This window comes from Streptomyces sp. NBC_01255 (assembly GCF_036226445.1).
Lineage (GTDB): Bacteria > Actinomycetota > Actinomycetes > Streptomycetales > Streptomycetaceae > Streptomyces.
In genome coordinates, this window is record NZ_CP108474.1 from 8,215,417 (window position 1) to 8,235,524 (window position 20,108).

Annotated in this window: 10 protein-coding genes; 3 read left to right on the plus strand and 7 right to left on the minus strand. The window is 70.1% G+C overall.

Going from position 1 to position 20,108, the window contains the following annotated elements; translation table 11 throughout:
- Positions 1-6 precede the first annotated feature (6 nt).
- The gene (locus OG357_RS37145; RefSeq protein ID WP_329625295.1) at positions 7-306 is read left to right on the plus strand and encodes a DUF1876 domain-containing protein; all 300 of its coding nucleotides are present in this window, start codon (positions 7-9) and stop codon (positions 304-306) included.
- Positions 307-431: 125 nt separating this feature from the next.
- On the opposite strand, the gene OG357_RS37150 is transcribed toward OG357_RS37145, so the two are convergent.
- The gene (locus OG357_RS37150; RefSeq protein WP_329625296.1) at positions 432-1,034 is read right to left on the minus strand and encodes a CBS domain-containing protein; all 603 of its coding nucleotides are present in this window, start codon (positions 1,032-1,034) and stop codon (positions 432-434) included.
- Between the two features lie 158 nt (positions 1,035-1,192).
- On the opposite strand from OG357_RS37150, the gene OG357_RS37155 reads away from it, so the two are divergent.
- A complete protein-coding gene (locus OG357_RS37155) occupies positions 1,193-1,330 on the plus strand; it encodes a hypothetical protein (RefSeq protein ID WP_443066781.1) in 138 nt (45 codons plus the stop codon).
- Between the two features lie 18 nt (positions 1,331-1,348).
- Here OG357_RS37155 and OG357_RS37160 read toward each other — a convergent pair whose 3' ends face one another.
- The 6 genes from OG357_RS37160 to OG357_RS37185 form a co-directional block, all read right to left on the minus strand.
- A complete protein-coding gene (locus tag OG357_RS37160) occupies positions 1,349-3,421 on the minus strand; it encodes a galactose-binding domain-containing protein (RefSeq protein WP_329625297.1) in 2,073 nt (690 codons plus the stop codon).
- A gap of 133 nt (positions 3,422-3,554) precedes the next feature.
- The gene (locus OG357_RS37165; RefSeq protein ID WP_329625298.1) at positions 3,555-4,148 is read right to left on the minus strand and encodes a TetR/AcrR family transcriptional regulator; all 594 of its coding nucleotides are present in this window, start codon (positions 4,146-4,148) and stop codon (positions 3,555-3,557) included.
- Between the two features lie 445 nt (positions 4,149-4,593).
- On the minus strand, positions 4,594-5,694 hold the full coding sequence (locus OG357_RS37170) for a DNA helicase (protein WP_329625299.1): 1,101 nt from the start codon (positions 5,692-5,694) through the stop codon (positions 4,594-4,596).
- A gap of 7 nt (positions 5,695-5,701) precedes the next feature.
- Positions 5,702-7,558, minus strand: coding sequence for a DUF1998 domain-containing protein (locus tag OG357_RS37175; protein WP_329625300.1), 1,857 nt, complete (start codon positions 7,556-7,558; stop codon positions 5,702-5,704).
- Positions 7,555-10,680, minus strand: a complete 3,126-nt coding sequence (locus OG357_RS37180; RefSeq protein ID WP_329625301.1) for a helicase-related protein — start codon at positions 10,678-10,680, stop codon at positions 7,555-7,557. Before OG357_RS37180 ends, OG357_RS37175 begins: the two co-directional genes overlap by 4 nt.
- A 55-nt stretch (positions 10,681-10,735) precedes the next feature.
- Positions 10,736-13,411, minus strand: a complete 2,676-nt coding sequence (locus OG357_RS37185; protein WP_329625302.1) for a sigma-70 family RNA polymerase sigma factor — start codon at positions 13,409-13,411, stop codon at positions 10,736-10,738.
- Positions 13,412-13,731: 320 nt separating this feature from the next.
- Here OG357_RS37185 and OG357_RS37190 point away from each other — a divergent pair, with 320 nt between their 5' ends.
- Positions 13,732-20,097: a protein kinase domain-containing protein gene (locus OG357_RS37190; protein WP_329625303.1), complete on the plus strand. Its 6,366-nt coding sequence runs from the start codon at positions 13,732-13,734 to the stop codon at positions 20,095-20,097.
- The last annotated feature ends 11 nt before the right edge of the window (positions 20,098-20,108 follow it).

The following is a 20,108-nucleotide window of genomic DNA, read 5'->3' on the forward strand; positions in this document are numbered from 1 at the left end:
CAGACCATGACACGCACCCTGGAGTGGACGGTCGGCCTGGAACTGGTCGAGGAGAGCGGCAGGACGGACGCCGAGGCGCGCCTGAGCACCGGCACCTCGACCATCACGGGCCACGGCACCGCCCGCTGCAACCCGTCGGACGTGGACGTCCCGGCGATCGGCGACGAGCTCGCCGCGAGCCGGGCCATGAAGGACCTGGCCGGCAAACTCATGCGGGAGGCCAACCGGGAGATGGAGGCGGTGGGCGCGGATACCGTACCCCGGCGCACCGGCCCCGGATACGGCTGGCCGGAGGCGGTCTCCTGACCCCGGTCTCCTGATCCCTGGTCTTCCGATCCCCGGTCTCCCGACCCCTGATCTTCCGATCTCCTGACGGAGTCGCCACCCGCCCCCGGGGTCCGGCCGGACGGCACCGCCCGGCCGGTTCCCCGCTAAGCGGTGCCGCCGCCGTCCTCGTATGCGAGCCGGTCCACGACCTCCACGACTCCGTCCACCGTCTCGCACAGCCGGACCAGGATCGGCGCGGTGTCCGCGCTGTCCAGGGTGCCGCTGAGTGTCACCACGCCCTCGTCGACGTCGATGTGCACGGCGGCGGGGGAGAGGCGCAGGATGCGGACGACGACGTCCTCCCGGATCTCCTCCTGGATCGACCGGTCCCGCCGCAGGAACAGCTGGAGGAGGTCGCTGCGGCTCAGTACGCCGATGAGCCGGCCGTCCGAGTCCACCACCGGCAGCCGCTTCACGCGGTGCCGCTCCATCAGCCGGGCCGCCTCGACCGCCGTCCACGACGGGCGGGCCGTCAGGACCGGGCTCGACATCATCGCCTCGGCCGTGCTCGGGCCGTCCTTCGCGGTGTGCCGCCGCAGCAGGTCCGCCTCGGAGACGACGCCCACGGGCCGGTTCTCGTCGTCGACGACGGGGACCGCGGTGATGCCGTACTCGTCGAGGAGCCGCGCGATCTCCTTGAATGACGTCCCCCGCTGCACCGCGACCGCGGCCGGCGTCATCAGGTCCGCGACACTGCGGTTCCTCATCGTCCGTTCCGTCCCTTCTGCGTTCCGGACTCCATGGTCCCGCACCGGAGGTAGTCCTGGTGTGAGGGGGTGGTGATCGAGGGCCGGACAGGGGCATGTCGGAGATGGCATGTGCATGGTTGCACGGCTCGCGCCACCACGGTCTGTCGATCAGTCCCGTGACGGCGATCGACTTCGCCACCGGCCCGCGGGTGGCCACCGGCCCGCGGGTGGCCACCGTCGATGTCGGCGACCACCCCCGGCGCGTCCGGTTCGCCCGGGTGCCCGCCGACTGGACGGGCACCACGGGGTGTTGAGCCGGGGCGCGGCGAGCGTCAGGTGCGGTGCACCGCGACCTCGTGGAGCGAGTAGCCCCACTGGGTCGCGCGCCGCACCCCCTGGATCCGTACGTACCGCGCGGACTGCGAAGCGAACTCCGCCGTGTCGTAGCCGCCGTCACCGGCGTCCGTGGACCATGCCGTCCGCCAGTCCGTGCCGTTCTCGGACAGCTCGATGCGGTACTCCCGCGCGTAGGCCCGCTCCCAGTCGAGGGTGACCTTGCCCACCCGGTGCACGGAGCCGAGGTCCATCTGGAGCCACTGGCCGTCCGACCAGTTGCTCGCCCAGCGCGTGCCCGTGTCGCCGTCGACGGCACGGCCCGGCGCGTAGCTGGTGAACGGGTGCCACTCCGCGGAGCTCGCCGAAGTCGCCGCACCCGAGGCGAGGTTGATCCCCGGCTCGTGCTTCTCGGTCGACTTCCACGTGGTCAGGTACGACTCCGCGCCGTCGGCCAGCTCGTCCACGACTCCCTGGCCGCCGCTGAGCCGGATCTGCTCGATCCAGTCCGGGACCAGGCCGTTGTGCGCGGCGCCGTCGGTGTTGAGGTCCCACGTGCGCTCGCCCGTGACCTGACGGTCGATCATCGCGCCGCCGTCGGCGCTGCGGAAGGGGTACTTCACGGCGTTCGGCGCGTCCGGGCCGACCGGACCGGGCCAGCCTCCGACGCCGTTCATGTCCGTGCCGTAGCCGAGACCGACCCCGTACTTCTCGCGGAGGTCCGCCTTCTGGCCCGCCTCGCCGATGAAGCCCTCGGCGCCGTGCATGTACTGGGCGACGAAGCCACCGAGGCGGTAGAGCCGCTCGGTCCAGTCGAGGTCCATCCAGCTGTGGGTGGAGAGGACGCCCGGGTACTCCTGGGACTCCAGGATGTCGAGCGCGCGGCCGGCGGCCTTGACGCTCATGTGGTCGAGCTCCAGCATCATGCCCCGGTCGATCATGCCCCGCAGGGCGTGCTCGCCGAGTCTGGTGAGGCCCCGGGTGTTGCACTTGGCGTCGGAGGCGTACGAGGGCACGCTCACCCCGGCCGGCAGCTTCTGGGCCATCACGGGCGCGGCGGCCAGACCGATCGGGTTGTCGTGCTGCGGGCCCGTGCACTGCTCCGTGGCCCAGAAGGTCCCGGTGGACAGGAACTGGCCGATGTTGACGGCGGCCCCGATGGTCCCGGAGTCGAAACGCACGCCGCACAGCGCGTTGTCGAACTTGTGGCACAGGAACATGCTGCGCACGCCGAGCCCGTACAGCTCGTCGAGACCGCGGTCGATGTCGGCCTTGTCGCACTGGGCGACGTCGAGGATCTGCTTGCAGCCGAACGGCTCCGAGGTCTCGACGCCGAGGACCACCGCGAGCTTGCCCTGCTCGATCACCGAGCGCGCCTGGGCGGAGTCGGTGACGATCCGGAACCAGCCCTTTCCGGGGCCTCCGTACATGCCGTCGACGTAGTCCTGGAGCTCGTACGTCTTCTTGGCCTGGAGACGGATCGAATCCATCTCGTCACAGCCGCGGTCCCGGGGCAGGATCGAGCAGATCAGGCCGTTCGTCACCAGGTCGTTGACGAGGACGCGCTGCCCACCGCGCCAGGCGCGCTCGACCCAGGCGTAGTAGTTCTGCTGATGGGTCAGGGAGTTGTTGGCGGGCCAGTCCTTGAACGAGGGCCAGCCGACCGGGTCGTGCGTGCCGTCCGCGCCGCCGGTGATGTTCTCGAAGAGGGCGCCCCTGCCGTCCGGGTAGTGCTCGGGGCAGTCCTTGAGCGCGTCGGCGATGCCCGCCGTGGAGAACGTCTGACCGCAGATGAGCCGGCCGCCGAACCCTTCGTTGGACATCAGGTGGTTGTGCGCGTCGACGAACCCGCGCACCTTCCCCTGGGCGTCGGTCCCGGTGAACGGCGCACCGGTGACGTTGATCCCGGAATCCGGTGCGGGCCGGGATGCCGGCTCCCACCACGTACCGGCGGCGGATCCGGCGGCCGCCGCGGGGACCGGCCCCGATCCGAACAGGAGCGCGGCGAGGGCGAGGAACAGGGCGAGGAGGGCGGATCTGCCGCCGGTCCTTCGCGGTGAGGGTCGAATCATGGTCGGCGATGCCTCCGGTCGGTGGGGGTGTGCCGGGCGCCCCGAGAATCGCGGTGTCGAGCCAGTGAGTCAAGAGTCCGGGACAAACGACCTGTTGACGAAGTGACCGACCGGTAGACCGACCGGTAGCCTGTCACTCGCCGATCAGGGCCACCAACTGATCAGCTGTCATGTCGAGCTGGTCGTCGGCGACTTGCTTGTCGCCCAGGACCAGGAACTGGAGGGTGAGCCCGTCGATCGCCGCCGCCAGATACCGCGCCAGCACCTCCACCGGCACCCGGGGGTCCGTGCCCCGCACGACGCCCACCTGCTCGATCAGGGCGGCCGCCGACGCCACGTACTGCTCGTACTGGGCGCGTGCCAGATGCTCGAACCCGGGCTCGCGCAGGGCGTACTGGGTGAGGTCGTACGTCAGCATGTGCTCACCGGGGTGCGCGGTGACGTGGTCCCAGTACGTCTGCAGCCCGGCCCGCACGGTCTCGCGCAGCGTGGCCCGCGGCTCGACCGCCGACTTCACCCGGGCGACGTAGTTGCCGGTGATCGTCTCGATCGCGGCTTCGAGCAGCGCCTGCTTGGACTCGAAGCAGTAGTGGAAGACGCTCAGCGAGACGCCCGCCTCGGCGCAGATCGACCGCGTGGTCGTCCGCGCGACACCGTCCCTGGTCATCGCCCTGATCGCCGCCTCGACGAGCTGCGTGCGTCGTTCGGCCGACGGCATCCGCGCCATGGTTCCTCCTCGCGTCCGGCGACAGGGTAGGCGAGAGCCGCGCCCGTTGTAACGGCGGTCCGCGGCCCGCCGCGCGCTCCGGGCGTGCGACGAGACAGGACGGCCGGAGGCGTCAGGGTGTACGGGCTGTCGCTGTGGCGCAGCTCGGTCATCGCCGGTTCGGCGACCCGGTACATGGCGGTGCGCGGATCGTGACGATCGCGGCCGGGGCGGCGTCCCCACGGGTCAGGTGGACGACGGTCGCCTGCCGCGCAGCCGGCGAGGAGGCATCGATCGATCACCGGCGTACGGTCCCCGAGCGAGGCAGCGGCGGCCGGTGCGCGGGTTCCGGCGTCGTTGCGCTAGGTGACCAGCCCTGCTCCGCGCGTCGCTCGTCTTCTGGTTCCGTGCATCCCAGGCTCCTCCTTGTCTGTGGAGGAATCACGAGAGGGTCGCGGGAGACTGCTTACCCCCGTACCAGGTCCCGGCGTGGTATCTGCGCGATCAGGGGCGGCTCGCTCTCGCCCTCGTGGCCGAAATGCAGCTCATGCCGGGCGCGGGTGGCCAGCACGTAGTACGCCATGCGCAGCGACGCGGAGGTGGGGTCGGTGCCGGCGTCCGCGTGGGTGTCGGGGACCACCACGACGTCGAATCCGAGCCCTTTCGCGCTGGCCCGGTTGACGAGGGTGACGCCAGGGCGTGCGAGGTCGAGATTGCGGTAACGGCCGTGCTCGGCCTCCGCCGTGTACATCTGCGTCTTCAGTCGTGGCGCGGCCCGGTCGAGCTGGGTCATCAGGGACAGCTGGGACCGGGTGGACTTCAGGATCACTCCGATGGAGTGCCGGGGATGCAGCTGGGCCATGCCCACGAGCAGGTTCCTGAGATCGCCGCGCCGGGCGAACGCGTGTACGCGCGGTGGTGGTCCAGTGCGTTCGGGCAGTTCGGGAGACGCATGCCCGACATGGAAATGGCGAGCCACCTCCGCGATCTGCCGGGTGTTCCGGTGATTGCCCTCGATTTCCCGTACGGGACAGCCGCCGAGCGCCTTCGCGATCTCCGCGAGCGTCGAGTGGGTCGCGGTGAGCTGCTGGCACTCGTCCGCGTACACCGTGATCCGGGCTCCCAGCACCCGGCAGAATCGGTAGAACTCGGGAGGTAGGTCCTGGCCTTCGTCCACGACCACCGAGAGACCGGGCACAGGTTCGGTGAGGGTGGCTGTACGGACGAAAGCACCCCAGTCGTACCAGCCGTCCTCCGAACGAGGCGCGTCGGCACCGGTCTGTTCCCGGTACCAACCGGCGAGCCAGGCGTGCGCCGTGGCCACCTCCACTCTGTCCTGCGACGGGCCCAGTGCGGACACCATGGGCGTGATCGACTGCCGCAGCAGGTTCGAGCGCGTCAGCAGCACCGCCGGTCCACCGGTGAGCGCCTGCAGCACCGCCCGCTGTACGGCCAGCAGGCTCTTGCCGCTGCCGGGAGCCCCACTGACGAGGTGGTTTCCACCGAACGGAAGGTCGTCGAGTGCCGCCCGCTGGTGTTCCGTCAGGTCCAGGTAGGTGAGAGTCATCGTCGGTTCACTCCATCGCTGTCGCCGCAGCGGCGCGGGCAGCCGCGACGATCGGCTCGAAGTATCCGGGCACCTGCCCGCCACCCACCACCAGGGCACGGTCCAACAGCGTGTTGCCCGTCTCGCAACTGGTCTCCGGCAGAAGGGCGCAAGCGTGACACGCTGCCCGGTTGAGGTTGTCGAAGCCCTGGCCGGTGTGCTCGGCACAGAGCGGATCGGCGGAGCACCAGGCCGCCGCCTCCGCCATCCGCAGAAGTGTCTCGGCGAGTCGCGGGGGCTCACCCTGCTGGACGAGACCACCCAAGGTGCCCTCCGCGTCACCCGCCGCCGTGTAGATCAGCACTCCGTACTGGTCGTTCTCGGGCCGCGCGTACACCCGCTCGCGGAGGCTCGCCGTGGAGTAGCCCGATTCGAACGACAGCTGTCGGATGAGGAGATGCGCGAAGGTGTGCAGGAGAACGAAACGCGCGGACAGCTCTTCGCCGGTCACCGCCGCAAGCCGGTCTGCCTGGAACGAGCGGGACAGATCGTCACGCAACCCGGCCACTCGGTCACGTACTTGCTCGTTCCGCTCCCATCCGGTCAGCTCGCCCTTGTCCAGGGTGAGGAAGATTCCCTCGCCGAACACCTCCACGGCCGGCAGCCAGCGCAGCCGCCGCGATGTGTCGGCCGGGACGAACGCCGAACTGGGGGACACCCGGCGGAATCCCTGGAGCGCACGCACCTCCCGGAGCCGGTCGGCGAGCACGATCCTGCCCACCCGCTTCCCAAGGCCGGCCCACGGTTCCGCCGTTTCGCCACCGAGCCCGAGATCCGTCGCACGAACGGCGAAGTCCCTCGTGGCCGGTTGGGCGGGGGCAAGGAAGGCTGCCCACTCCTCACGGCTCAGCTCCGGCACCATGGGTGCGTCCGAGGTGCTCTCTCCGGCCGCACCCGAAGAAGACGCCGGAGCGACGCCGATCTCCTCGGCGAGAAGTGCGTCCAGCAGAGCGTCGTCCGCGCCGGTGTCCTCCTTGATGATGTCGCGGTACATAGCGGCCCGGGGCGTGCCGGCCACCCGGCACAGCGGGACCCAGAGGTCCGAGCCGCGCACCCGCTTGGCCAGCAGCTCGTCACCGGCGTCGGCCTGGGCCTCACCCTCGGGAATGTCGAGCGCGGAACTGACGACGGGGTAGTACACGTTGCCCGCGGTGCGCTGGACGACCTGGACCGGTTTCACGCAGTCGGCGGTCTCGTTGCGACGCTGCCATGGGTTGCGTCCGGAGCACCGCATTCCGTGCGTGCCGAGGACGTCGAGCAGATCGCGGGAGGCGCCGCAGTCCTTCCCGGTGCAGGAGACCGACAGTGCCTCAAGGCCGGTCGCGCGCTCGGATACATCGAAGCGGAGCCGGTCGCGTGACGCGCATGCCTGCCGCGCCTGCGGATCGAGGCGGGAGTGCGCCCAGAACCACCAGTCGACATCGCCGAGATGACCGTCCGCGCAGATCTGCACGAACCGCATCGGCGACAACTGCCGCACCGGCGAGCAGTTCGGGCAGCGCGGGGGTGTGCCCGGCTTCTCGTCGGCGATGCGCCACCGGGTCATGCGCCGGCACGCGCCGCAGAACAGCCATGCCGGAAAGCGGATGTACGGCGCTCCCGCCGCGTCCTGCCGGTCGAAACGGTCGTCGGCGGCCGGAGGAGCGGCATAGAAGCCGCTCGCTCCCAACTGGTGGGCCAGCCGGGGCGACCGGACCTCCTGGCGTTGCCTCGGCCAGTCTCCGATGCCGGTGGCCACGAACGACTCGCCCTGGATGTCGAACACCGCCCCGACGCCGAAAGGAAGGACCGTCTGGGCCTGGCGCACGCGCAGTCGCCTGCTCACAGTTCCGCCCCCTTCACCGTCACCTGGCACTCCCGGTCGACGTTGCGCATCGAGTGCGGGGTCTCCCAGAGGCCCCCGTGCTGCTCGAAGTTCTTGAGTAGATTCATCTGGCCCTTGCCCTGACTTCGGTAGTACAGCTCCTTGCCCTCTTTGCGGGCGTCGAGCGCGTGCTGCTGCCATGCGGTCAACAGATCGTCGAGCTCTTCGAGCACGGCGGAAGCGGCTCGGGCATCACCGGCCGCGGCCCGGGAGGCCAGCTGTTCGGCGAGGGCGACGACCTCCGGCAGCCGGTCGAGCATGTCGCCCGCCTGGTTCTCGGCGGACAGGCCGAGGTCGTGGCGTACGAGAATCACCAGGGCGGCGTGCAGGGCGCGGCGGCGTGAGGGCGCGGACCACGGTGTCACGCTCGTCGGCTCGACATGCCGGTACAAGGCCCTGTGGTAGGCCTCGAACGTCTCGTAGTGTGAACGGTCCCTCGGTCGTGTGGCGTTGAAGAACGCCACCACGAGTCCGGGCACGGCGTGACGGCCCACCCGGCTGGTCGCCTGGATGTACTCGGCGGTGGTCTTCGGCTGTCCCTGCATCAGCATCAGGGCGAGCCGTTTCACGTCCACGCCGACCGACAGCATGTTGGTGCACGGCAGGAACGACACCGCGTCCGCCGCGGTGTACGGCTTCTCCAACCGGTCCAGCAGCACGGGCTGTTCGGCCCTGGGGAGATTACTCGTGAGCTCCTGCACCGCGTTGTCCGTCAGAGTCCGTGTGCCGTGCCCGCTGCCGAGTCCGGCCAACTGCGCGGGGATGTCGTCGGCGGCGGCGGTGACCGTACGGCCGAGTTCCCGGAGGCTGTGGTGGTAGGCCACCAGGGTCCAGTACGCGTCCCGGTGTTCCTCCGGCAGCTCCCACGCGCCCTGCAGCATCGCCGCGGCCGTGGTGACGGCGGCACGGCCGGCCGTGTGCCCCTGCGCCATCACTCCGACGTACCGCCTGCCGGGCCGTGAGGTGTCAGGCTCCGCGAAGTACGAGTGGCGGGCATCGAGCCCGGCAGGCGGGAACAGCTGCACCGCGCGTCCGTACAGCCCTCGCACCTGCTCCCCGGAACGCCGGATGGTCGCCGTGGAGGCGACGACCTTCGGGCCGACGCCGTCCCGTGTGCACAGCCCGAGCACGGCCGCCTCGTACAGCCCGACGGTCGTGCCCAGTGGCCCGGTCAGCAGATGCAGCTCGTCCTGGATGACCAGGGACGGCGGACCGGCAGGGGTTCCGGCGCCGAACAGGCGCCCGGACCGGGGCTCCCACGCGAGTCGCGCGAACTTGTCCACGGTGCCGAGGACGAACGTGGGCGGGCGGTCGTAGAGCTGTTCGTCGACGACCGCGACCGGCAGTTCGCCGTGGAAGGCGCACGCGTCACTCGGGCAGAAGAACGCGAAGGAGCCGGCCTCCGCCCGCACCCCGTAGTCGCCGATGTCCGGCGATTTGTGGCTGGGCAGGATACGTGTACCGCACCACGGACAGCGGTCGAGGATGAACACGTCCTCCGGCTTGGCCGCCGCACGCACGTCGTCGAACGCTTTGCGTGCCGCCTCGTAGGTGTTCGGTGACGTCGCCTCGCCCACCCACAGACCGATGGAGAACGGATCCTCTCCCAGGGCGGCGGAGTTTTCGCGCCGCAGGCTCTCCAGTGCGCAGACCGTGGTCGCCGCACGTTGGAACTGCTGCGTCGTCAGCAGGCTCAGTGTGTAGCGGCTGAGGACCGCCGTGCCGCCGCCGTCGGGCTCACGACGCCGCAGCACCATCACGAACGCGGCCAGCAGCAGATACGCCTCGGTCTTGCCGCCTCCGGTGGGGAACCAGATGAGATCGGCGATCTCACGGTCCGGGTGTCGGGGGTCCGCCACTCCGTCGACTGCCAGCAGGAAGAACGCCAGCTGGAACGGGCGCCATGCCGCGTCGGGGAAGGGGGAGGGGTCGGCGGACGTCGCGCCGCGCTGCCGTGCTCGTCGCTCTCCTGCCTGGTCGCGCGCGGAGTGCCGCATCTGCAGTGCCATGGCGCGGTTCGCCGTACGGAACGCCTCAAGCAGCTCGGGTCGGTCGGGATCGCACAGGGTGCGGACGCCCGATTCGATCCGCTCCACGACGGCTTCGACGCGGTCGAGGACACGCTCCGCGGCCTCCCAGCCCCAGTCGGGGATCTCGGTGGCACGCTGCTCGACGTACCACTGTCGGTATCCGGCGGTGAACGCCAGGAGCTCGGATCGCAGCGTGTCCCGAGGCACGGCGGGGTCGGCGAGGTGGAGCACCCGCAGTACGGGCAGCCCTACCGGGCCCGCCGCCCGGGTGGCGGGTACCTCGGACCGGGGCATCACGGTGGCCGCGACACCGGTAACGGCGCCGTTCTCGGCGTGGAGCTCTTCCACCGCGCAGCCATGGCCGACGGCGCGTGTGACGACATGCCGGTACTGGAGCGTCAGTTCCTGCTCCTCCGGATCGCGGCTGGCGAGCCTCACACTCGGGTAGGGACGAATCCGCCCGTCGCGAGGACGGGCCTCCAGCCGTACTTGGAACAGCATCCGATCCCACTGTGCCGCCCGGCCTCGGCCCGCCGCGGGGGCACTGGTGTGGGCGGCGTTGACCAGAGCGACCGTGACGAGCTGCCCGCCGCCGAACTCGCGACGCCGGAGCCGGATCTCGGCCCGTCCGTCGAGCACCTTCGTCATGTGCTCGTCCGTCCCCAAAATCACGGTCTCCACCGGCAGGGCGATTCGCTGCCAGTACCTCGACCGCTCGTCCTGCCGGGTCTCGTAGCGGGCGGCCCCGCACACGACCTCCAGGGTCGACGCGGTCGTGTAGAAGCTGAAGCCGAGAGACGACGGCAACCAGGAGTTGGATTCGGGAATGGGATCGGCGGCCGGGGACGTGTCGTCGGCCGTCCCTTCGGTTCCCGGGCCGTCCAGCTCCTCGGCGGTCTCGGTCAACCGTCGCTGGAGGTCCGCGTCCTGGGGGTAGAGCGTGCCCATGAGGTACTGCCGGTCCGGCGGGGCGTCGAGCACCTCGTCCTCGCCCTGGGCCGGGCCGACCAACTGCCTTCGCAGGTAGTCGACGAGCTCGTCTCGCGGGTTCACGTGCGGGGTTCTCCTTGTCGTCGATTCGGGGCGTCGTGCTTCCGGCGTCTCTGCTTCAGCCTTGCTGCCACCACTTGCGCGGGTCGGGACCCTGCGGGATCGCGGGCGGAGCCTGGGGCGCCGGGCGGAGCGCCGCGAGCTGAGCCTCCAGCTCGGCGATGCGCGACAGGGAAGCCTCCTGGACTTCGGCGACACGCTGTTCGGCCCGTCGCTCGACGGCCCGCATGCGCTCGGCCGTCTCGCGCTCCAGCGTCTCGGCGGCGGTGATCCGCTGGAAGGCCGCGGCCTGGCCCTCCCGAAGACGCCCCTCAATCGCGGCCACCCGCAGGGCCGCCACCCTTTCGACCTCGCGGACGCGTTCTTCAGCCTCAGCCTGCGCGTTCCTTATGCGCTCGTCGGCCGCCTCGTGTGCCTCGCGGAGCTCCCGTAGCCGGTGCTCGGCTTCCTGGTGGCGGTGCTCCGCCGTGGGTGCGGGCGGCTGCGTCCCGCCGATCGGTTCCTCAACCGTGACGTCAGGAGGAGTGAATTCCTTGAGCGCCTGGGCGAGTGCCAGCCGTCCCTCGGGCTTCACCGGGGGGTGTGCGGACAGATAGACCCTGGGGCATTGGCCGAGCAGAGCGGGAGAGGGGCATTCGAAGAAGTCCTCCGGCCGTAGTCCCTGTTCCTTGAGGGAATCCAGCACCCGGACGAGCACATGGAGTGCCTGTGCGACGGGCTGATCCGGGAGTCGGTTGCCGTCGGCTGCTTCATCCACCGTCCGTGCAGGATGGGGGCCGAGAATCTCGTCCAGCAGGGCGTGGCCGAGCGCGTGACGCACATAGTGAGCCATCCATCGCACGCTCCGGTCCAGCGTGACGGGCAGCTCGATGGCCTCCTCCCACCGGCCTGAGTACCGCTCGATGGCGGGCGCTTCAGGTACTTGAGTCACGTCGGTCACCTGATGTACCGCGGGCATTTCGGCCGGATCGGGTGTGACAGGCATGTACGGGACCTCATGCGCCTCGGGTGTATCGGTTCCGGCGGACACGTTCTGTACCACGGGTTCCGTGGGTGACGGGGAAGGCTGAGGGGCGGGTACGGCGGGGACCGGTGTCCGAGGCGGGACACGTCGGGGTGCCTGTCGTGGCTTGTCCGGGGTGTTCCTCCAGCGGAAGCCGACCATGGACAAGATGATCTTGCGATGCATCGGCAGGCCGTCGCCCGACTCTCCAGCGGTCGACCGCTGTTCGGCTGCCCACACCCCCAGGGGGAAGCCGCCTTCGACATGGTCGTCGGCGGGCCGCGCATGCCCCTTCCTGGCGTGGAAGGCACGCATGGCGACAACGCCAGCGCTCCATTTGCTGCTCCGGAGGTCCCTGCTGATCCCGCTGACAGGGTTCCCGCCGGCGCGAGGGTCCGTAAGCATGGACCGCAGGGCGGTGCGCGGATCCCCCGCGGGAGCCTCCAGCGCGAGACGCAGTACGGAGAAGACCTGCCCTTCCAACTGCCTCACCCGTTCTCGCGTCACCTGGAGTTCCGTCCCGATGACGTCGAGCGTGGCCGGCTCCTGGCCGTCGAGTCCGATGCGACGGTTGACCACGTACGCGTAACGCTCGGGCAGGAGTGCCACGAACCGGTGGACGTCCCGGTCGGCGAGGGACCGCAGCACCGTCCCTTCCACGGAAGGGAGTGCCGTGCGGGTCTCGACGAGCTCTCCGAGGCTGGTTCCGTCTCCGATGACGCGGTCGAGCGAGTCGGTCACTCTGCTGATGCGCCGGATCTCCTCGACCTTGGTGATCGGCAGATCGCAGGCGACGGCGATGTCGGCGGCGCTCAGGGAACGCCCGGCGGAGAGCAGCTGACGCTCGGCGCGGGCTACCTTGTGCATCAGGTCGTGCATGTAGACCGGAACCCTGATGGCCCTGCCTTCGTCGGCGACGGCGCGACTCACCGCCTGCCGGATCCACCAGGTGGCATAGGTGGACAGTTTGTTGCCCTGTGACGGGTCGTACTTGCGGACTGCGTTGATCAGTCCGAGGACCCCGTGCTGGAAGAGGTCCGCGTACTCCAGGCCCTGGTCGACGTACCCGCGGACGATGGAGTGGACGAGCCCCTGGTTGTGTGCGATCAGGCAGTCGCGTGCTCTGCGGCGGATGTCCTGAGGGGAAAGGTCTGCCAGTTCCCTGGCGGTCGGCTCGACACCGACGCGGGCGGCCCCTCCGCGGAGCAGCACGCTCAGTCCGACCTCTTCGGCCGCGGTGAGGACGCGCTTCTCGGGCCGCTCGGTGAAGCGGTCCTCGTCGAGGACCTTCATCGCGGCCGATACGGCGGGGCTGAGACCGTCCGGCAGGACGGTGAGGGCGTCGGGCCGGGATGCCGCAGCGACGGGTTCGGACCTGGCCGGACTCTCGGTGGGCGACGGCTCGGCACGCACCGAGAACCGTGCGGTCGCCCTTGCCCGGAACTCGGCGGATTCGGAGGCCGTCAGACCCGCCAGGCGCGCCACACCTGTGACGACGCGCTCTGACACGGAGCCCGCGACAGCGTAGCGAGCGACCAGATCCAGCAGTATCCGAACGGAAGAGGGAACGCTTTCCGCCGTTTGTGGGTTTTCCGGGCGCGACTGTGCAACCTTCTCCCCATCGTGGGTGTCGGAGATGGTTGAGAACTGAACATGGCGATCGCTCACGCGCAGTTTCATGCGATCCAGCTCGGCGACCAGTCTCGCCCGTGCCGCTTCGTCGAGTCCCAACCGCGCCACCTCGGCCTCGAAGGCGATGGCCGGGACGGCGCCGTCGACCGCGACCTGCTGGAGGTTGCGGTGGAGCGCTGCGAGTGCGGCCCTGAGGTCCAAGGTCACCCAACTTTCACGCGGTGTGGTGGTGGGAGTACGCCCCTGATGCGGAGTCAGCATAGGGTGGTCTGTTGGCGATGTAAACAGGTTGATGCGTGGGTAAAAGTCGGCGTGAACGTGTACGCTGTCCTCGTCGGATCCGCTCCGTCGGCGACGATGGAGCCCCGGCGGAAGCCAAGGGGAGGCGTGCGCTCTCGACCAGAGGGTGCGCGGGAAGCATGTACGAGGGAGTGGCCATGGACCTGGAGACGGTCGCGGGACGGTTCAGGCTTCGCGGACCGGTCGGTACCGGGAACATGGGGGAGGTGCACCGGGCCGAGGACCTCCAGGTGCCTGAGGGGGCCGCGGGACGCCTCGTCGCCGTGAAGCTGATCCTCCGCCACCGCTCCGGTGCGATCGTCGACACCCGAGCCGACGCCAAGGCCGTTGACCGGTTCGCTCGGGAAGTGCGCATCATGCGCCGCCTCCAGCACCCCAACATCACGCGCATCGTCGACGGTGGGGTGGATACCGCCCGGGACTCCGAGCGGGGCGGGCTGCCCTACCTCGCGATGGAGCTCCTCGACGGCGACACCCTCGGAGACCTCATCGACGAGGAGTCGCAGCTTCCCGTGTCCTGGGCCGCCGCCATCGGCGCGCAGATCGCCGACGGCCTCGCCCACGCGCACGCCGCCCGCGTCATCCACCGGGACCTCAAGCCGCGGAACGTCATGCTCACCCAGGGCGGCGTCGTCAAGGTCCTCGACTTCGGCATGGGCCGCATCGCGGACGACTCCGACGAGACACGCCTGACCAGCAGTGGCACCGCGGTCGGCACCGCACGCTACATGGCCCCCGAGCAGTTCAGGGCCGGCCTCGTCACCGAGGCGGCCGACCTCTACGCCTTCGGCTGTGTGCTGTACGAGATGCTCAGCGGCGTCCCGCCCTTCACGGACGGCTCCGCGTACGACCTCGCCCAGAAGCACGTCAACACCGCCCCGACCCCCCTGGGGCTCATCCGTCAGGACCTTCCCCGGGAGCTTCTCCGGCTCGTCGACCGGCTGCTGGCCAAGGCTCCGGCCGACCGCCCGGAGAGCGCTGTCGCCGCACGTGAGGCGCTCCTCCCCCTGGCTGTCTCCGACGGCGGCGCGTCGGAGGTTCCGTCCTGGGGCGCGTTCGATCCCGTCAGGGGACTGCGCGTCCTCGTCGAGGCGCGAAAGCCCGCCGACAGCGTTCCGGAACCGGCCGCGACCGTGATCCCCACCGCCGAGGAGCAGACTCCCGCCCCCGCCCCCGGCATGGACGTCTTCGGCTTGCACCGCGAGCTCATCAAGGATTACCGCGCCTTCACCGAGGGCGGTACCGTCATCCGCGACGAGGTCATCCGGCAGTTCGTCGAGAAGGACCTTGAGGGCAAGTCGCAGTGGCCCGACCCCTGGCTGTCCCTCAACCCCTTCTTCGCGAGCGGCGGCACCGTCCTCGAACTCGCCGGCCAGAAGGTCCTGCATGAGGAGTGCGCCAGGATCTTCCAGGCGAAGAAGACGGCGGGCGGCACGGTCTGCGACGGCCGCTCCCTCACCCTCCACCAGCATCAGCGGGAGGCGATCGACGCCGCAGCGGCACGCGCCTCGTACGTCCTCACCACCGGCACCGGCTCCGGAAAGTCCCTCTCCTACATTGTCCCGATCGTTGACAGGGTCCTCCGCGACCGTGACGCGGACAGCGATGCCGACCGCGACGCCGAGGGCCGGAAGCCGGAGAAGCGCGTCCGCGCGGTCATCGTCTACCCGATGAACGCCCTCGCGAACAGCCAGCTCAAGGAGCTGGAGAAGTACCTCCGCGACGGCTACGGCGAGGGCCGCGAGCCCGTCACCTTCGCCCGTTACACCGGCCAGGAGGACGACCAGCGCCGCAAGGAGATCCGCGACAACCCGCCGGACATCCTGCTGACCAACTACGTGATGCTGGAGCTGATGCTGACCCGCCCCGCGGACCGGGCCAGCCTCATCAAGATGGCCCGTGGCCTGGAGTTCCTCGTCTTCGACGAGCTCCACACCTACCGGGGCCGTCAGGGCGCCGACGTCGCCCTGCTCATCCGACGTGTCCGTGAGGCCTGCCAGGCTGCCGACCTGCAGTGCATCGGCACCTCCGCCACCATGTCCACCGAGGGCACTCTCGACGACCAGAAGGCCGTCGTCGCCGAGGTCGCCTCCACGCTCTTCGGCGCCACGGTCCGCCCCGAGCACGTCATCGGCGAGACCCTGATCCGTGCCACCGATCCGGCTCCCGACACGGTCCCCGCCGAGCGCCTGCGGACCCCCGCCGCCCCGCGCGCCTACGCCGACCTGGTGCGTGACCCGCTCGCACGCTGGATCGAGACCCACTTCGGTCTCGCCACCGACGAGGAGACCGGCCGACTGGTACGCCAGCGGCCGGCGAAGATCGAGGAGGCCGCGAAGGAGCTCGCCGAGCGGTCAGGTGTCGACGAGGAAGCCTGCGTCGCCGCAATCCGCGCCACCCTGGAAGCCGGTTCCCAGGCCAAGAACCCGAACACCGAACGCCCCCTCTTCGCGTTCCGCCTCCACCAGTTCCTGTCCAAGGGCGACACCGTCCACGTCACCCTGGAGGACAAGAACACCCGTCACATGACCCGCGCGTACCAGGTCGAGCAGCCCGGCAGCGGCGGCAAGCCGCTCATGCCGCTCGCCTTCTGCCGCGAATGCGGTCAGGAGTACGTGACCGTCTGGCGTGACGAGAAGGACGGAGATGTCCGCTACGAAGCACGTCGCGACACCGCCGCAACCGGCGGACGACAGGGAGACGGCTACCTCTACATCGATCAGGACCGGCGCTGGCCGACGAGTACCCAGCAGGCCGTCGTCGACCGCCGGCTCCCCGAGTCCTGGCTCGAAGTCGACGACAAGGGCCAGGAGGTCGTCAAGAAGTCCTACCGCGACCGTGTCCCGTCCGCCGTCACCGTCGACCCGCTTGGCTACGAGGGCCGGGGCGAGCTGAACGCCGCGTTCATTCCGTCCCCCTTCCTCTTCTGCCTGCACTGCGGAGTCTCCTACGAGCAGACCCGAGCCAAGGACTTCGCCAAGCTCGCCACGCTCTCCCAGGAGGGCCGCTCCTCCGCGACCTCCCTCATCTCCGCCTCCGTCGTACGCTCCCTGAAGTCCGTCCCCGCCGAGGCCCTCGACAAGGAGGCGCGCAAGCTCCTCACGTTCGTCGACAACCGCCAGGACGCCTCACTCCAGGCGGGCCACTTCAACGACTTCGTCCAGATCACCCAGCTGCGCGGCGCCCTGTACCGGGCGGCCCTCGACGCGGGTGACGAGGGCCTCCACCACGAGGATCTCGCCTCCGCCGTCGCCAACGCCATCGGTCTCGACCCCGTCGACTACACCGGTGACGGCGATCTGCCGCCCGCCCTTGCTCGTAACGCCGCCCGGACCCTGCGCGACGTGATCGCTTTCCGCCTCTACCTCGACCTCGAACGAGGCTGGCGCATCACCATGCCCAACCTGGAGCAGACGGGTCTCCTGGAGATCGACTACGAGGACCTGACCTGGATCGCCCGGAAGCAGGACCGCTGGGCGGGCACCCACAAGGCCCTGCGTGACGCCGACCCCGCCCTGCGAGCCGAGATCACGAAGGCGCTCCTCGACGAGATGCGCCGCTCCCTCGCCGTCGACGTCGCCTATTTCCGTGACGACTTCGACTCGCTCCAGCGTGCCAGCGAGGAGCGGCTGGTCGACCCGTGGATCCTCAGCGCCGCGGACAAGCCCACGGTCGCCACCGCCTACCCGCACCCCTCGCGCCCCGGCCTGGACCGTTCCAACCGGTTCCTGTCCGCCCGCGGAAAGTTCGGCAAGTACCTGAAGCGCGCGGACGCGGCCTTCATGGAGCTCGGTCAGGACGACCTCCAGCTTGTCATCGAGGAGTTGCTGAAGGTCCTTGCCAAGGCCGGTCTGGTGAAGGAGGTCGCCGAGGCTCCGCAGCGCGCCGGTCGCTTCCACCGCCCCACCGGCCCCGTGCCGACCGGATACAGGGTGGCCGCCCAATCCCTCGTCTGGCGGGCCGGCAAGGGTGCGATCGGCGCCCACGACCCGCTGACCCGTACGTACCAGAGCGGCGACGGCCCGCGCGTCAACACCTTCTTCCAGCAGCTCTACAAGGACGCGGCGAGCGAGCTGGCCGGCCTGTTCGCCCGCGAGCACACCGCCCAGGTCGCCCCCCAGGAGCGGGAGAAGCGCGAAGAGGCCTTCCGCAAGGCGGAGCTGAAGCTGCTGTACTGCTCGCCGACGATGGAGCTGGGCGTCGACATCTCCTCGCTCAACGCGGTGATGATGCGCAACGTCCCGCCGACGCCCGCCAACTACGCCCAGCGCAGCGGCCGCGCCGGCCGCAGCGGCCAGCCCGCCCTCGTCACCACGTACTGCGCCACCGGCAACAGCCACGACCAGTACTACTTCCGCCGCTCCGACCGCATGGTCGCCGGAGCCGTCGCCCCGCCGCGCCTCGACCTCGCCAACGAGGATCTGGTCCTCTCCCACCTGCAAGGCGTATGGATTGCCGAGGCCGGGCTCAAGCTGGGCCGGGCCATCCCCGAGGTGCTCGACGTCTCCTACCCCGAGACCGGCGACCGCCCGCAGCCCGCGCTCCGGCTCCAGCCGGACATCCGCGACGCCTCGCTCGACCCCGACGCCCAGCGCCGCACCGTCGACGCCGCCCTGCGTGTACTCGCCCCGCTGATCCCGCAGTTCGCGGAGACGACCTGGTGGTACGACGACTGGATCCAAGACCGTGTCCGCACGGTTCCGCAGCGGTTCGACGACGCCTTCGACCGCTGGCGCGACCTGTTCCGGGCCGCACTCGACGACCAGTACATCCAGAACAAGCGCCGGCTCGACTACACCCTCACCGAGGGCGACCGCAACCGTGCCAACGGCCGCCGCCGCGAGGCCGAGACCCAGCTCAACCTGCTGATGAACGAGAGCGTCGACAGCAAGTCGGTGCTCTCCGACTTCAACCCCTACCGCTACCTCGCCTCCGAGGGCTTCCTGCCCGGCTACTCCTTCCCGCGCCTGCCGCTCGCCGCCTATATCCCCACCATCGGCCGCCGCCGCGGCGACGGCGACTACCTTCAGCGTCCCCGCTTCCTCGCCATCCGCGAGTTCGGCCCCGGCGCGCTCATCTACCACGAAGGCGCCCGCTACCAGGTCACCCGCATCCAGCTCCCGCCGGACTCCTCGGGCGATCTCGCCACGACCGCGTCCCGCCGCTGCGACCGGTGCGGCTACCACCACGACCCGGAGGAGCGCGCCGACCGCTGCGAGATGTGCGACGAGCCCCTGGGCTCCGCCACCCACGGCCTGCTGCACCTGCACACCGTCTACACCACCCGCCGCGAGCGGATCTCCTCCGACGAGGAGGAGCGCCGCCGCGCCGGTTTCCGCCTGGAGACCTCCTACCGCTTCCAGGACCACGGCACCCGCAAGGGGCGCCAGGACGCCCAGGTCTCCGACACGTCCGGCGAGCGGATCGCCGTCGTGTCGTACGGGGACTCGGCGACCGTCCGCATCACCAACACCGGCCGGGTCCGCGCCAAGAAGGACGAACCGGCCGGCTACTGGCTCGACCTCGCCGACGGCCGCTGGATGAACGACCGCGACGCCGCCGAGGCCTCCGGCGACTCCAGCGAACTGCCCGTCGTCGACCCCGACGGCAACGAGCGCCGCAGCAAGAAGCGCGTCCTCCCCTTCGTCGAGGACCGCCGCAACATCCTGGTCGTCACCCTCGACGAGCCGTTGTACGAGCCTGTCGCGCTTTCCCTGATGTACGCCCTCGAACGCGGCATCGAGGCCGCCTACGAGCTGGAGGACTCCGAGCTCAGCGCCGAACTCCTCCCGCCCGACGACGGTCCGCGCAACCGCATCCTCTTCACGGAGGCCGCGGAGGGCGGCGCGGGCGTGCTGCGTCGGCTGCAGTCCGAGCCGGGCGGCCTCGCCAAGGCAGCCGAACGGGCCCTGGAGATCTGCCACTTCGACCAGGACGGCACCGACCTCGCCCACCCGGAGTCCGCACGGCCCTGCGCGCTGGGCTGCTACGACTGTCTCCTGACCTACGGCAACCAGATCGCCCACGCCTCCATCAACCGCCATGCGGTGAAGGAACTCCTGCTGCGCCTCGCCTCGGCGACCGCGGCACGCGAGAAGCGCGGCGAGTCCCGAACGGAGCAGTTCCACCGACTCCTTGGTCAGACGGACACGCCTCTCACCCGGGTCGAGACGGCGGTGGCCGAGACCATCGCCCAGGACAACCTGCTGACCTGGCTCAAGGCCAAGGGCCTCAACCTCCCCGACGAAGGCGAGACACTGATCACCGAGGCCAATGCCCAGGCCGACTACGTCTACCGGCTCGGCAACCTCGACATCGCCGTCTTCGTCGACCTGCCGGACACGGAACCCACCGCCCTGCGCGACGAGGACGCCGAGGAACGCCTCCTCGACGCCCGCTGGGACGTCGTCCGCTTCCCGCACGACACCGACTGGGACACCGTCGTCGCCGCACACCCCCGCATCTTCGGCACCACCACCCACTGACGCCCGCCCAC